Raw genomic sequence first — 13,826 nt, forward strand, 5'->3', positions numbered from 1 at the left:
GCCTTGAATGAGCAGTCGTTCCCTGAGGTTTTTTTCACGAGCGTTCTGGGCCCTCGTCACCCTGACGCTGCCCATCGCGATCGCACAGGCAGCACCGGGCAACTGCGCCAGCCTGGGCAAGCTTCCTGCGACGCTCGAAGTCGGTGAAGGCATGCAACAAGCCATGCAATCCCCGGTTGCCATTACCCGCCTGGCGGTCGGCGACCCCAAAATCGCCGACGTTCAAGTCAACGGCAACCAGGCGTTCCTGCTGACTGGCATCTCCCAAGGCGCCACCAGCCTTATGATCTGGACCGCGTGCTCTAACACCCCACGCCAGAGCATGGTGTTCGTCAAAGGCAAAGCCACTTCAGCGTTAACCAGCTTGTCGCTGTCCCCCTCGGACGACCCCTTGCTGCCGAGCCAGGTACAGACCGATATCCGCTTCGTCGAAGTCAGTCGCACCAAGCTCAAGGAGGCAAGCACCTCGATCCTGGGGATTGGCAAAAACTTCCTGATCGGCAGCCCCAACCTCGCGGTGCCCAGCGCTAACACCTTGGCTCTGCCGGTGAGCGCCTCCAACTTCAATATCGGCTTCGGCGGCGGGCGCGTGTCGGCGATGATCAATGCCTTGGAAAGCAGCGGTTTTGCCTACACCTTGGCGCGACCCAGCCTGGTCGCCCTGAGCGGGCAAAGCGCAACGTTCCTGGCCGGGGGCGAAGTGCCTGTGCCGGTGCCCAGCGCCGGCAGCGACACCATCTCCATCGAGTACAAAGAGTTTGGTATTCGGTTGACCCTGACCCCCACCGTGGTCGACCGAAACCGCATCACCCTCAAGGTCGCACCGGAGGTCAGCGAACTGGACTACAGCAACGCCGTGCAGATCCAGGGCATTCAGGTACCCGCACTCACTGTGCGTCGCACCGACACCAGCGTGTCCCTGGCCGATGGCGAAAGCTTCGTCATCAGTGGCCTGATCAGTACCAACAACCGTTCCACCATCAACAAATTTCCCGGCCTGGGCGACATCCCGATCCTGGGTGCGTTCTTCCGCGATTCCAACATCAGCCGCGAGGAAAAAGAGTTGCTGATGATCGTCACACCCCACCTCGTACAACCCCTGGCGGCCCATGCGCAGTTGCCGTCCCTGCCCGGCGAAAAGCTGCGCAGCTACGACCCTAATTGGTACCGCCTGTTTTTCCTTGAAAATGGCAACTTCGACCGTCGCACGGGGCTGTCCCAATGAGCGAAAGCCTGAGCCAAACGTTTCTGGCAATAACGCGTAACAGCACCGATCTGGAGTGGCTTCAGGGCGCGCTTGCACCGTTGGGCCAAGTGGTCAGCGCCGGCGGCGGCAGTCTGGACGAACTGCTGGCACTGGTCGACGTGACCTTCGCCAACCTGGTCTTCATCGGACTGGACCGTGAAAACGTCACCACGCAATGTGCCCTGATTGAAGGGGCACTGGAGGCCAAACCCATGTTGGCCATCGTCGCGCTGGGCGACGGCATGGACAATCAACTCGTACTCAATGCCATGCGGGCCGGCGCCCGCGACTTCGTCGCTTATGGCTCGCGTTCCAGTGAAGTGGCCGGCCTGGTTCGACGCCTGAGCAAGCGCCTGCCGACGGTCAGCCACACCACTCACCTGGGTGGCCTGACGGTGCTCTATGGCACCCAGTGCGGTACCGACGGCGCGTTACTGGCCACCCACCTGGCGCAAGTGGTGCAAAAAAGCGGGCAGCAAACCTTGGTACTGGATTTGGGACTGCCTCGGGGCGACAGCCTGGCGCTGTTGGGCCTGGAAAGCTCGTTTCACTTCGGTGATGCCCTGCGCCACTTACGACGCCTGGATGCCACCTTGATCAACAGCGCCTTTACCTCGGCCGAGGCTGGTCTGCGCATTCTGGCCTACACCGACGGCGACGAATCGCTGGAGCAAACCAGCGCTGCCGAGCTGTACATGCTGCTCAGCGCCCTGCGTCAACACTTCCAGCACATTGTCGTCAACCTAACCGGCCAGCCGGACAGCGAAGCGCTGCGCACCTTCGTCAGTCATTGCGACAAGTTGCTGTGGTGCACCGATCAAAGCGTGCTCGACTGCCGACGCAACCTGGCGGTGCTCAATCGATGGCGTGAAAAAGGCATGAAACTGGAGCACGGCCGTCTGCTGGTCGACCGCTATATCAAAGGCGCCGCACCGGAGGCCGAAGCGCTGGGCAAGACCTTCGGCCTGGAAGTGATTGCCGTGCTGCCCCTGAGCGCGGAAATCCGCCTGAATGCCAAAAATCAGGGCCAGACCTTATTTGCCTTATCGCCCCGCGAGCCGCTCACCCAAGGCCTGCGCACCCTTGGCGAGCGCCTGGCCAAACGCTCCGAAGGCCTTGAGAAACCACCGGCCAACTGGCTTACCCGTCTCTGGAGTACGAAATGAGCAGCGATAAACTGTTCGGTTCGCCCTTACGCGGCACCGTCGACAACACCGATCACGACGGCCTCAAACTGGTCCTGCACCGCTACATCATCGATGCCATAGAGGAGTCGGGGAAAAACCTGTTGGAAGGCACGCGCCAATCTTTGGCGCAATTTGTGATGGATAAAGTCGCCGAGTACATCACCCGCATGCACCTGGCGATCTCCCGCTATGAAATGGAGCGACTGGCAGAAGAAATCGTCGACGAACTCACCGGTTTCGGGCCGCTTGAGGTGCTGCTGCGCGATACATCCGTCACTGAAATCCTGGTCAACGGCCCGCACCGAGTGTTCGTCGAACGCGACGGCCTGCTGCACCAAAGCGACCTGCGTTTTATCGACGACCACCATGTGGAGCGGGTCATGCAACGCATCCTCGCACCCTTGGGGCGACGACTGGATGAGTCGTCACCCATGGTCGATGCGCGGTTGCCGGACGGGAGTCGGGTCAATGCGATAATTCCTCCGATTGCCCTGGACGGCCCCTGCCTGTCGATCCGAAAGTTTCGCAAGGACATGCTCAAAAGCAGCGACCTGATGGCCATGCAGACCATCGATCAACTGATTTTCGAGTTCTTCCAAGAAGCCGTGGGCAAGCGCTGCAACATCTTGATCAGCGGCGGTACCGGCACCGGTAAAACCACGCTGCTGAACATTCTGAGCCAACTGATCAACCCCCATGAGCGGCTCGTCACCATCGAAGATGTAGCCGAACTGCAACTGGGCCACCCCCACGTAGTACGCCTGGAAACCCGCCCGCCGAATGCCGAAGGGCACGGCGAAGTGAAGGCCAGCGACCTGATTCGCAACGCCCTGCGGATGCGCCCGGACCGCATCATTCTGGGGGAGATTCGTGGCGTGGAAGTGCTCGATGTACTCACGGCGATGAACACCGGCCACGACGGGTCGATGAGCACCGTGCACGCCAACAACGCACAGGATGCGCTGCTGCGCCTGGAGACGCTGGTGGGACTCACCGGCCGCGTGGTCGCGGAGAAAACCCTGCGCCAGATGATCTGCGCGGCACTGGATGTGGTGATCCAACTGACGCGTTTGCCCGACGGTCGCCGTTGCGTCAGTGAAGTGGTGGAAGTCGTGGGCGTGCGTGATGACGTGTACGTCACCAACACACTGTTCCGGCATGACAAACGCACCGGCTTCGGTTTCCTGCGCGAAGCCATCAACCCCGCCGGCGACAAACTGCGCCGCGAAATCCCGCTGCCGTTGTAGGAGCCGCCTGATGATCGGTCCGATCCTGCTCGCATTGATCTCTCTGGGCATGCTGTTGCTGGCGACGCACATGATGCGCAGTGGCTTGCGCCAGGCACAGGCCGAGCGTGTGATGGAGCGACTGGGCCAGGGCCAACCTAAGGCAGTGAATGACAAGGCCGTCGTGACCAGCCTTGAACGTATGTTCATCCGTGCCGGCCTGGGCAAGCCCACCGAACGCCTGGGGCTATGGCTCATGCTTTGGGGCTTTGGCGTGGCGCTCGGTTTCCTGGCTGCCGAATGGCTGGGCTTGCTGACGATGGTCGTACTGCCGCCCCTGATCCTGCGGTTCTACCTGGCCCTGCGCTATCAACGCCGTTTGCGCCGGATGATTGAGCAGTTGCCTCAGTTGCTCGATCACGCCGTACGCAGCCTCAAATCCGGCCGCACGCTGGCGGACGCCGTGCTGGGTGGCATTGAAGCCAGTGATGACCCGCTGAAGAAGTCCATGGGACGCATCAAGCGCAATGTCATCCTCGGGGTCAGCCTGCCGGATGCGGTGCACGACTTTGCCGAGTTTTACGAACAGGATGAGCTGCGCCTCTTTGCCCTGGGGTTGAAGGTCAATCATCGCTATGGCGGCAACGCCAGCGAGTTGCTGGAAAACCTGATCAAAATGATCCGCGAACGGGACCAGGGCGCTCGCCAACTCAGGGCGATGACGGGGGAGACTCGCGTGACCGCCGTGGTGCTGGCGTTGCTGCCGATCAGCGTGGCCGGTTACTTCCTGGTGACCAACCCAACGTATCTGGTGGGTATGTGGGCCGATGACAGCGGCAGGTGGATGTTAATTGGTGCCTTCGCCATGCAGGTGTTCGGTTGCGTCGCCCTGTGGCGCATGCTGAGGAGCGTCTGACATGGCCATGTTGATCAGCGCAGTATTGTTTTTCGCAGCGACGTTACTGCTGGTCGGTAACGTCCTGGCTCACCGTCGTCAACAGCGCGTGGTCACCTCTCGGCTGCAGGGCGAGACCGAGCGTGAAGACAAGATAGGCCGATGGTTGCGCACGCTGGGCAACACCCGGATTGGCCAACGCACCATCAGCCTCGACAACGAAACCCAAACCCTGCTCAACCGTATTGGCTGGCGCAAGGCCGGGCAGCGCTCGATGTTCGCCGCCTGCCAAGTGGGCGCGCCACTGGTACTGCTGGGCCTGACGCTGCTGATACAAAGCGTGTTTTTCCCTGAGGCGGACCCCGTTTGGCTAGCGCCCTTCCTCGGGCTGGCCACCGGTTACCTGCTGCCCAAGCGCGTGCTCGCGTCGCTGGCCAAACGGCGCCAGGAGCAGATCACCCAGGAAATCTCGACCTTCATTCCGCTGCTGCGCATCCTGTTTGAATCCGGCATGGCCGTTGAGCAAACCTTGCGCGTGATGTCCCAAGAAGCGCAAAAGCTGCTGCCGGTACTCACTTCGGAATTGCGCATTGTGCTGGCCAGGGTGGACTCGGGCCTGGAGCTTGGCGAAGAGTTGAACAAAACCAGCCTGATGCTGAGCGTCGATGAGTTCAGCGACACCTGCACGATTCTGCAACAGCTGCTGCATCAGGGCGGCGGCGCCATGAAGTCGCTGCAGGCACTCAAGCAACTGCTGGACGACCGGCGCCTGACGCGCATGCAGGAATACATTTCCAAGATGTCGGCCAAGATGTCCGTGGTCATGATGGTCTTTCTGTTTCCGGCGTTACTGATCGTACTGGCCGGTCCCGGCTTTATCGCCATCTCGAAGGCCATGGGGCCTTGAAAGGACAACCGATGAAAACACTGATTGCCGCGTGCAGTTTGTTGCTCATGAGCGGCTGCGCGAACCTGGGCCAGACGCCTTGGTCCGGGTTCGCCGCTAACGGCAGTTGCTCCAAGCCCAGCGCCGACCAGGAGCTTTCGCTGAACCTCGCCGACGACATGGCCAACGACGGCAAGCTGCACGCCAGCCTGGCCAATTTGCAAAATCTGCCGGACTCCTTGCCTCAAGTACGCCTGCGCAAAGCAAAGGTCTACCGGCTGTTAGGGCGCAACGACGCAGAGCCGTTGTACAAAACCCTGCTGGGTACATGCTTGTCGGCTGAAGGCGAACATGGACTCGGGCAACTCGCCGTCGCCAAGGGCGACAACGGTAAAGCCCTGGCCCATTTGCAACGGGCCGCCCAGCTCTCGCCTACCGATGAAAAAATCCGCAACGACTTAGGAGTGGTCTACCTCAACCAACTGCGTATGGACGATGCACGTTTCGAGTTCCTCACCGCCATGGAGCTCAACCAGAGCAATCAGTTGGCTGCCATTAACCTGGTGACCCTGCTGATCTACCAGGACAACTGGGGGCAGGCCGCGCAAGTGGTCAGTCGCATGGGGTTGAGCCCCGTTCAAGTCAGCCAGGCCCAGGCCCGGGCGCAGCAACTCAAGCGTTCGCCTGCGTCGCCCGCCAAGGATCAAATAGCGGCTGTCAGAGATGCCTTGCAGGCGCCTATCAAGTCAGTCAATCAGGGAGAATCCAGATGAAACTCGCATTGCTCGCCAACCTGCTGCTGGCAACGCTGCCCCTGACCGCCATGGCCATTGAGCCCGGCCCGTCTTCGCCTCAACAGAAACAGACTGAAGGCTGGCTACAGCTGCAGGTCAGCGGCCAACTGGCGTCGTCCAAGCCGCAGAAGGCGACCCCCGCTGAACGCGAGGGCGCCATGCTGCGCCTGATAGAGAGCTACAAGCACCCTATTCCTGAGTACTACGACCAGAAACAAGGCGGTACCTCGCCGAGCGGTAGCAACTAGTGGGCGGTCACCCGCTGGCGTATCGCCGAATTGCTCGGTGACAGCGCCAGCGCCAACTGCGTGCGGTTATGCATATGGGTGAGGCGCAACACCTGGGAGACGTAGAGCTTCACCGTGTTTTCAGTGATGCCCAGCTCACAGGCAATCTGGTAGTTGGTCTGCCCCTTACCCACCAGCCGTGCAACGTCCAATTGACGTGGTGACAACTGTTTGAAAATAACCGGCATCTCCACATCAAGTGCTTCACCCTCCCCCTGCGCCTCGGTGGCGCTGATGGAGGATTGAGGGTTGCTACGCACCTTGTCGAGATCGTGATAGAGGTCATCGATGGACGCCGACAGGTATTGCAGCTTCTGGTTCAGGTGCCCCAGCTCAAGGCTTTTATGCCGTTCCTGCAGCACCGCCTCCTGACGTTGCAACCCTTCGAGCAACTCGGGGAGATTGATCGGTTTTTGATAATAGTCCGCGATTCCTGCGCGCAGGGCCTTGATGACATCTTGTTTGTCGGCGCGCCCCGTCAGCATGATGGATTCAAAGGCACGCTGTTTACCGGCCAAACGCTGCAACGCCTGCACCAACTCGATACCGTCCATTTCCGGCATATGCAGGTCGCACAGCACCAGGCCGATGTCAGCGTCTTCGCTGAAACGTTTTACAGCCTGGAGGCTGGAATGGCATGGGATGCAGCGATAGCCGCTGCTTTCGAGGTATTCGCACAGCTCTTCCACGATCAAAGGTTGATCATCGACAACGAGCACTTTCACTAGAGAGGTAAGCTTGTTCACGCGCGACTCCATGCCTGGGCAAGCCAAAGACCAACCGTTCCATTCCAACCGCTTATTTTCCGTACAACTCACCCTTAAACGTAGACGTACTTTCTTACTATGTACATAGCACTAGGCTACGTCACGACTAATGGGATCCAAGCCCAAGCGAGTACAAATCCGACGAACAAAAAGGGCGCAAATGGCTGTTTGTTTGACGCCTGCGGCTCAAGGTGACAAAGAGCGTTTCTAACTCCTTGATTCATCAGCGGCCACATCCTGGGCGCCACCAACAACCACGCAACGCTCGCCAGCCCTGCGCCGACAAACGTGCCGAGCAAGTACTGGCTGTTGGTTGCCAACGCCAACGCCGCCAATAACTTCACATCCGCCGCGCCCAGCCGACCTAAGGCATAACCGGGCAAGGTAAACAGCAGCGCCAGGGTAAACGCCCACCCGCCCTCGGCAGCGGATGCCCCTAGCCAGGTGGACCCGCTCCAGAGCAAATAAACCAATGCCAGCAGCAACCCACCCCACGTCAGGCGGTTGGCGATCTGGCGTTGACGGATATCTTGCACGGCGCATAACGCCAGCCAAACAAACAGCAACAGGCTATGAATCACGTAAAAAAAATCCCTTTTCGCTGAATGATTCTATGCTGATATCAGGTAGTGGTTGTCAGGGTAGACGCAGTCATGAAAAAGGGCCTCCCTAGAAAACAGAAAGGTGCCGCCGCGCTTGAGTTCGCGATGGTATTCATGATTTTTTTTGCCGTGTTTTATGGTTTGGTCAGTTACAGCCTGCCGTTACTGCTGCTGCAATCGTTCAACCAGGCAACGGCAGAAGGTGTGAGACGCGGCGTGGCGCTTGACCCTACGACGCCTGGCTACACCGATGCGCTGAAAACCCGCGCGATCAGTGCCGCCCAGGCGCAATTGCAGTGGCTGCCGCCGGCCTTCAAATTCGTACCGGCCTATGTCACAGCAGACTATTCGGGCACCGGGATGCTGACCGTACGAATCAATTACCCCTCCGACAACCTCAAGAGCGTTCTGCCCTTCCTGGTCCTGCCGGGCTTCGGCACTGTGCCCAACTTGCCTACGACACTCTCGGCCCAAGCGAGCCTGCAGTTTTGAACTCGGGGGAAAGGTTTTTCGATCGACTCCTGGGCCGCCCTCCGGGTATCTCTGCTTCGCCAGCACACGCCCCCGCGAACGCCGGCCTGCACATTTATCTGGATAATCAGGGTCGCGTGCTGCAAACCGACGGCGCGCTGCGCCATCGCTTGGCGAAAACAACCGACCCGCAACAACCGATGCCACTGCTGGACTATGTAGATGCCCACAGCGCCGTGGTGATCGAGGGCTGCCCCGGCGACTGGCAAGGACAAACCCTGGACCTGGATTTCAAGGCGCATGCGGGGCGCGTCCTGCAAACCCGAGGCTGGATTCAACCTCAAGGTGATGGCTGGGTATTACAACTGCTCGACATCGGCGACTTGATTGCCCACCGCAATCAAGCTGAAACCCGCGAACAGAATCAGTACCTGAGTGCCCAGATCAGTGAGCGACTGTGGGTTTGCAGCCTGGCGCGCCTGCCCGAGGAACTCCAAGACAACCTGCAAAGCATTGCGCAATGCTTGCAGATTCCCTGTGTCGCCATTGCCCTGCTCGATAGCCAGGAGCAGGGTTGGTTGATCCACAGCCACTACCGCGCACACGATGCACCGGCCCTGTGGCACGACGGACAGCCCCTGGGAACCGCGCTGGACAGCCTCGACGGCAAGACCCCCTTGAACCTGAGCCTGAACCATGGCCACAGCGAGCACCCGCGCTTGCAGGGCATTTTCAACAATGCCGCAGGCTTCCTGGTGCCCTACCGTGACGACCATGGCGTTGCCGCCTGGCTGCTTTGCGGGTTTTATCGCGGCGAAGAAAAGGCCAGTGACCGTGACTGGCTCCAACTGACCGCCGCCATCGCCGCCCCATTACTCAGCCGCCTTCGCGAGCAGCGTCATCAGCAGCAACTTGACCGGCTGGAAGCGTTGCAGGGGTTACTGGGCACCGGTTGGTGGGAACTCCAACCAGACACTGAAGAGATCCAGCTGGCACCCCAGTTGTTACAACACCTGAGCCCCAACCACAGCACCCCGCGCATGGCCCTGACAGACTGGCTGATGCTGATCCACCCCGCTGACCGCCAGGAGCTCGCCAGTCGCCTGCAAGACTTGCAGACAGCGAGCAAACCGGTGTCCACCAGCGTACGTCTGCATCGTATGGACGCCGCACAAAACCCCCTTTGGTACCGCGTTCAAGGCCAAGCGTTAGGGGTGGGAAGCACACGGCGGCTGATCGGCTTCATGCTGGATATCAGCGATATAAAAAACCAGCAGCATCAAGCCGCCGCCGCTCACGCAAGGCTGGACAACCTGATCGCCAGCTCACCGGCAATCATCTACGTACAACGGTATGTCGAAGGCACCCTGCAGCCGCTGTTTTTCAGCGACAGCCTGCTGCCTCTACTCGGCCGCACCCTCGAAGAATGCACGCCGGCCAGTCTTATCGAATGGATTCATCCCGATGACCGTGACCTCTACTTCGAGCGCACTCGCCAACTGCTTCGCGAAGGCAACGTGCGCAGCCGCTACCGCGTTCGCGATAAACACGGCGTAGACCATTGGTTGCTCGACGAAGCCAAGCTGCTGCGCGATGAACTGGGTCTACCGGTAGAGGCCGTCGGGCTATGGCTGGACGTCACCGAAGCGACCCTGGCCGCCGAACAGATCAAAAAGAGCGAAGAGCGCTATCGCATCCTGGTGGAAGACTCCCCGGCCATGATCTGCCGCTACCGACCAGACCTGACCCTGACCTTCGGCAACACACCGCTGGCCAACTATCTGGAATGTTTGCCCACGCAGCTGCCGGGGATGAACCTGGGGCATTGGTTGTCGGTAGAGCAGCGCCAAGCCTTTGAGCAGCGCATCAACCAACTGACTCCGGAGTTCCCGGTCAGCACCGCCGAAATCAGCCTGGAACTGCCTGGCCGCGAGCATGCCTGGTGGGTCTGGTCGGACCGAGGGGTGTTTGATGAGCGCGGCGCGCTGGTGGAAGTGCAAGCCGTAGGCCGGGATAACACGGAAGTGCGCCGCTCCCAGCAACAGCTGACCCAAAGCGCCAAGATGGCCACCCTCGGCGAAATGGCCACGGGCCTGGCACATGAAATCAACCAACCGCTGAACGTGATGCGCATGGCCATCGTCAACGTGCTCAAGCGCCTGAGTAGCGGCAACGCAGACGTCGATTACCTCACCGAAAAACTTCAGCGCATCGACGCCCAAGTGCTGCGCGCGGCGCGGGTGGTGGACCATATGCGGGTGTTTGGGCGCCGCTCGGAAATCGAGCAGCAGCCCTTCGACCCGGCACAGGCGGTGGAGGGCACGCTGTCGATGCTCAGCGAAGGCTTGAAGGGCAAAGGCATGGACCTGCGCGTCACCCCGGTGGACTTCACCGTGCAGGTCAAAGGCTACGTCGACCAATTGGAACAAGTACTGATCAACCTGATGGTCAACGCCCGTGATGCACTGCTAAGCAATCGCGAACAGAACCCGGCACTGCGTCCTTGGATCGCACTGCATTGCGAGCACGACAGCCGCCACGTGCGTATCTGGGTCGAGGACAACGGCGGCGGCATTGACCCTCGCCTGCTGGAGCGGATTTTCGAGCCGTTCTTCACCACCAAGCCGATTGGCGTGGGCACGGGGCTGGGGCTGTCGGTGAGCTACGGAATTGTGGAAAACATGGGCGGCCGGCTGAGCGTCGTCAATGGCGCAGAAGGCGCCAGGTTTTGTGTGGAGTTACCGATCGTGGAGGCTTAAAGCACCAATGCCGCTTGCCCGTGGGGTCTGCAACTGAGGTTGGCGCCGACTTCAACTTTGTTGAGGTTGATGCCCAAGGTGGACAGCAAGCCGTTTACCAGCGGGTCGACAATTGGGCTAAGGACAGTGCCGATGACGTTGCCCAGCGTGCTATTCAAATCGTTAAGCAGCGTTGCGCTGGTCGCCAATAACCCGCCCAGCAGATTGAACCCCGTAGGCTTGTAAACCTGGAATTTCAGCCCTGTTTGCAAAGCCTGTCCGAGGGACGTCACCAGGCTAGCAGTCGATAGCGAATGATAGAGCGGTGGCTGCTTGATCTCCGGTGGCTGGTTGTAGGTGTAAGCGCCCCCCGCCGAAGTCACTGAGCCCACGCTGGGGTCGATAAGCATCCCAATCCCCCCACCATAAAACGCTTTGCGATTAGGGTAATCGCAGACGGTGGGCCCGAGCCCGAGCAGCGGCTTGAGGCACGTCACCGCGCCGATATCGATCACCGGCAGCGGTGGCACGGACGCCAGCGGCGGGCTGGCTCCCAGTGAATCGATCAGGGTAGGGCTCTGGCCGACTTTGATGCTCACCACCGACGCATTGGTTTGGGTGGTCAGCGTTTTGGTCGCGTCACTCGCGCAGGTAAACCCTGTGACATAGCTTTCAGCAATGCCCAGCTCAAGAATCACATCCACACTGGGAACCGGCGGGTTAGTGGCGGAAGACAGCAGCCTCAAGTCTGTGGTCTGACAAGGAACGCCTCCCACGGCACACAGCAGCGAACTGACAGTCCCGGCCAGGTTCAGGCTGAGCAAATTGTTCAGCACGTCCGTAAGCGGAGCGACCAAGCCGTTCACAACCAGATTCACCGCAGGGATGTTGAGTACCGGCAGCGTCACTGTCAGCCCCAGGCTTACCTGCGCCGTGCGCACATAAATCCGCGTACTCGCATCGGTTTTATTCTTGGCATAGGTGGGGTCACCGATCGCGGACAGTATGGGTGGCTCAATGACCTTGAGCTTGAGATTCGCCGTCACACCGGGAATGGTCACAGGCACCGCAGCCACCACCCCGTTCTTCTTGTTGGCCAATTGCACAAATGCCTCAGCCAGCTGGAACGCGTTCAACGTGGTGTTAAGCCCGGCGGACACTGCCCCTGTCTGCAATTGCAACAGGCTGCCCAGCGTCACGTCGAGATTGCCCACCAATGCATTGATCTTCGTAAGCCCTGAGGCGGCCACCGTCGCGGTACCCGACCCGGCTTGAAGCACGGTTACCGCCGCATCGATGAGTTGACCGAGCTTGAGGTTCTTGGCCAGCAACTCGTCGTAATTGCCCGCCTGGACGCCCACGTTCAGTGCCAACTGGTTCAGGTAACTCAACAGGTTGAGATTGGTGTCCACCAACCCCTGCCAACCCGCCACATCGAGCGACAGGTTACCGCCCAACAACTTGCCGAACAGCAGGTTCAGCGCGGCGGAATCGGTGGAGTTGACCGTCACCAACGTGGACTTGATCGTCAATTGTGCCTGGGGCGGCAAAATCTTCGGCGCGGCCACGGCCTTGGCCGTCAACAGGGTGGTCAGGCTGTAGGCGCCGCCATTGAACATCGACCAGATACCACCGGCGACACTGGTCAACACCGGGCGCGAGGCGATCACTTGAATCGCATCGCGCTTGGTGGCATCTGCGGAAAACACCCGTAGATTCGAAGCCGCCGTGGTCAACGAACCACAGCGCACGTCCAGTGCATTGGCGGGGGGGATGATGTAGCCGTTGCGCACCGCACTGGCGCCGGCATAGGTGGTGGCGGTGTTGTTGTTCGCGGCCAGGCAATCGCCATTGCGCTGGACCGCTTCCAGCGCGGCCATGTCGGCAATGCCTTGCAACTTGCGCTTTTCGAGATAGAGCCGCCCGCTGTCGACCACCAGCAGTAAGAAGACCAACGCCAAACCGAGCGTCAAGGCCGCCATCAAGCCGATCGCACCACGCTGCCTGCAACGAAGTCCGGGAGACATCGAGCACTCCTTAGCGCTTACTCTCCGTAGGTGCTGTGGAGTGTAGACAAGGCTTGGAATGTGCGCTGGCCAAGCGCCACAAATCGCGGCGGCTGAAGTCAGTGCGGCGGATAGGTGGAGAGGATGTGCGTCACCGTCGTGCGGATCGCGTTGTTGCGGTCCTGTGGGTTGGGCGTGCTGCCCATCATCTGCTCATCACTGCCGCGCCATACCAGTTTGCCGTCCTTGCCATCGAGCAGGTCGATCTGGATGGTCGCCACTTTGTAGGTGATGTTGCGCGTTTCGTTGTACATCGGCCCACCCCAGTAGCCGTTCCACCGGCCACCCCAGCCGCCGCCGTAATTGGTGGTGACTTGTTGCTGGCGGTCTTCGACGATCAGGTAGGCCTGAACGATCAGGTCAGCCTTGGTGCCGGCTGCGGCTGGGCGCAGGCCCCGTTGGTCGAGTTGCTCGCCTACCGCCTGGCGGATGCGCTGTTCGGTGAGGTCACTCTTGATCCGTGGATCATCTGGGCGATATTGCAGGGCCGGATCTTTCCAGGCCCAGTTGCGGTAGGCGCCGAAGTCTCGGCTGGCGTCAAAATCGTGGTTGACCTGGTTGGTCTGGCAACCGCCCAGCAGCACGACAAAAGCGAGCATAGCGATGCGACGAAACATGGTTTTCTCCAAAGAGCGAACTGCGCTTGAAATGAGAATAGCGG

General features: G+C 60.2%; 13 protein-coding genes. 9 read left to right on the top strand and 4 right to left on the bottom strand.

Annotated features, from left to right (window positions below; all coding sequences use genetic code 11):
* Nucleotides 1–7 precede the first annotated feature (7 nt).
* From AOA61_RS16535 to AOA61_RS16565, 7 genes are read left to right on the top strand one after another with little or no spacing between them, the layout of a single operon-like run.
* Nucleotides 8–1,225: a type II and III secretion system protein family protein gene (locus tag AOA61_RS16535; RefSeq protein WP_099602172.1), complete on the top strand. Its 1,218-nt coding sequence runs from the start codon at nt 8–10 to the stop codon at nt 1,223–1,225.
* Nucleotides 1,222–2,412, top strand: a complete 1,191-nt coding sequence (locus AOA61_RS16540; RefSeq protein ID WP_032887131.1) for a pilus assembly protein — start codon at nt 1,222–1,224, stop codon at nt 2,410–2,412. The genes AOA61_RS16535 and AOA61_RS16540 overlap by 4 nt, the downstream gene beginning before the upstream one ends.
* Nucleotides 2,409–3,680 carry a CpaF family protein gene (locus tag AOA61_RS16545; protein WP_032887132.1) on the top strand — a complete coding sequence of 424 codons (1,272 nt, stop codon included), beginning with the start codon at nt 2,409–2,411 and terminating at the stop codon, nt 3,678–3,680. The genes AOA61_RS16540 and AOA61_RS16545 overlap by 4 nt, the downstream gene beginning before the upstream one ends.
* A gap of 10 nt (nt 3,681–3,690) precedes the next feature.
* Nucleotides 3,691–4,575, top strand: coding sequence for a type II secretion system F family protein (locus AOA61_RS16550; protein ID WP_099602173.1), 885 nt, complete (start codon nt 3,691–3,693; stop codon nt 4,573–4,575).
* A gap of 1 nt (nt 4,576) precedes the next feature.
* Nucleotides 4,577–5,461 carry a type II secretion system F family protein gene (locus AOA61_RS16555; protein ID WP_099602174.1) on the top strand — a complete coding sequence of 295 codons (885 nt, stop codon included), beginning with the start codon at nt 4,577–4,579 and terminating at the stop codon, nt 5,459–5,461.
* Between the two features lie 11 nt (nt 5,462–5,472).
* Nucleotides 5,473–6,213, top strand: a complete 741-nt coding sequence (locus tag AOA61_RS16560) for a lipopolysaccharide assembly protein LapB (RefSeq protein ID WP_032887135.1) — start codon at nt 5,473–5,475, stop codon at nt 6,211–6,213.
* The gene (locus AOA61_RS16565; RefSeq protein ID WP_032887136.1) at nt 6,210–6,482 is read left to right on the top strand and encodes a DUF3613 domain-containing protein; all 273 of its coding nucleotides are present in this window, start codon (nt 6,210–6,212) and stop codon (nt 6,480–6,482) included. The genes AOA61_RS16560 and AOA61_RS16565 overlap by 4 nt, the downstream gene beginning before the upstream one ends.
* On the opposite strand, the gene AOA61_RS16570 is transcribed toward AOA61_RS16565, so the two are convergent.
* Together AOA61_RS16570 and AOA61_RS16575 are read right to left on the bottom strand one after the other, a co-directional pair.
* The gene (locus tag AOA61_RS16570; protein ID WP_032887159.1) at nt 6,479–7,267 is read right to left on the bottom strand and encodes a response regulator transcription factor; all 789 of its coding nucleotides are present in this window, start codon (nt 7,265–7,267) and stop codon (nt 6,479–6,481) included. The two genes, AOA61_RS16565 and AOA61_RS16570, sit on opposite strands and share 4 nt — an antisense overlap.
* Nucleotides 7,268–7,383: 116 nt before the next feature.
* Entirely contained in the window at nt 7,384–7,869 is a 486-nt protein-coding gene (locus tag AOA61_RS16575; RefSeq protein ID WP_177326438.1) for a prepilin peptidase, read from the bottom strand.
* 72 nt (nt 7,870–7,941) lie between these two features.
* Between AOA61_RS16575 and AOA61_RS16580 the strand changes: the two genes are divergently transcribed.
* Nucleotides 7,942–8,382, top strand: coding sequence for a TadE/TadG family type IV pilus assembly protein (locus AOA61_RS16580; protein WP_032887137.1), 441 nt, complete (start codon nt 7,942–7,944; stop codon nt 8,380–8,382).
* Nucleotides 8,379–11,120, top strand: coding sequence for an ATP-binding protein (locus tag AOA61_RS16585; RefSeq protein ID WP_032887138.1), 2,742 nt, complete (start codon nt 8,379–8,381; stop codon nt 11,118–11,120). Before AOA61_RS16580 ends, AOA61_RS16585 begins: the two co-directional genes overlap by 4 nt.
* Here AOA61_RS16585 and AOA61_RS16590 read toward each other — a convergent pair.
* Entirely contained in the window at nt 11,117–13,126 is a 2,010-nt protein-coding gene (locus AOA61_RS16590) for a pilus assembly protein TadG-related protein (protein WP_099602175.1), read from the bottom strand. The genes AOA61_RS16585 and AOA61_RS16590 overlap by 4 nt on opposite strands.
* Before the next feature lie 98 nt (nt 13,127–13,224).
* Nucleotides 13,225–13,782 (bottom strand): DUF4136 domain-containing protein, encoded by a 558-nt coding sequence (locus AOA61_RS16595; protein WP_099602176.1) that lies wholly within the window; start codon nt 13,780–13,782, stop codon nt 13,225–13,227.
* Between the last annotated feature and the right edge of the window lie 44 nt (nt 13,783–13,826).

The sequence above is a fragment of the Pseudomonas sp. 2995-1 genome (assembly GCF_002742505.1).
Taxonomy (GTDB): Bacteria; Pseudomonadota; Gammaproteobacteria; order Pseudomonadales; family Pseudomonadaceae; genus Aquipseudomonas; species Aquipseudomonas sivasensis.

Excerpts from the sequence above, each read along its gene's own strand:
- AOA61_RS16535 (WP_099602172.1), top strand. The coding sequence starts at position 8 with ATGAGCAGTCGTTCCCTGAGGTTTTTTTCACGAGCGTTCTGGGCCCTC.
- AOA61_RS16540 (WP_032887131.1), top strand. The coding sequence starts at position 1,222 with ATGAGCGAAAGCCTGAGCCAAACGTTTCTGGCAATAACGCGTAACAGC.
- AOA61_RS16545 (WP_032887132.1), top strand. The coding sequence starts at position 2,409 with ATGAGCAGCGATAAACTGTTCGGTTCGCCCTTACGCGGCACCGTCGAC.
- AOA61_RS16550 (WP_099602173.1), top strand. The coding sequence starts at position 3,691 with ATGATCGGTCCGATCCTGCTCGCATTGATCTCTCTGGGCATGCTGTTG.
- AOA61_RS16555 (WP_099602174.1), top strand. The coding sequence starts at position 4,577 with ATGGCCATGTTGATCAGCGCAGTATTGTTTTTCGCAGCGACGTTACTG.
- AOA61_RS16560 (WP_032887135.1), top strand. The coding sequence starts at position 5,473 with ATGAAAACACTGATTGCCGCGTGCAGTTTGTTGCTCATGAGCGGCTGC.
- AOA61_RS16565 (WP_032887136.1), top strand. The coding sequence starts at position 6,210 with ATGAAACTCGCATTGCTCGCCAACCTGCTGCTGGCAACGCTGCCCCTG.
- AOA61_RS16580 (WP_032887137.1), top strand. The coding sequence starts at position 7,942 with ATGAAAAAGGGCCTCCCTAGAAAACAGAAAGGTGCCGCCGCGCTTGAG.
- AOA61_RS16590 (WP_099602175.1), bottom strand. The coding sequence starts at position 13,126 with ATGTCTCCCGGACTTCGTTGCAGGCAGCGTGGTGCGATCGGCTTGATG.
- AOA61_RS16595 (WP_099602176.1), bottom strand. The coding sequence starts at position 13,782 with ATGTTTCGTCGCATCGCTATGCTCGCTTTTGTCGTGCTGCTGGGCGGT.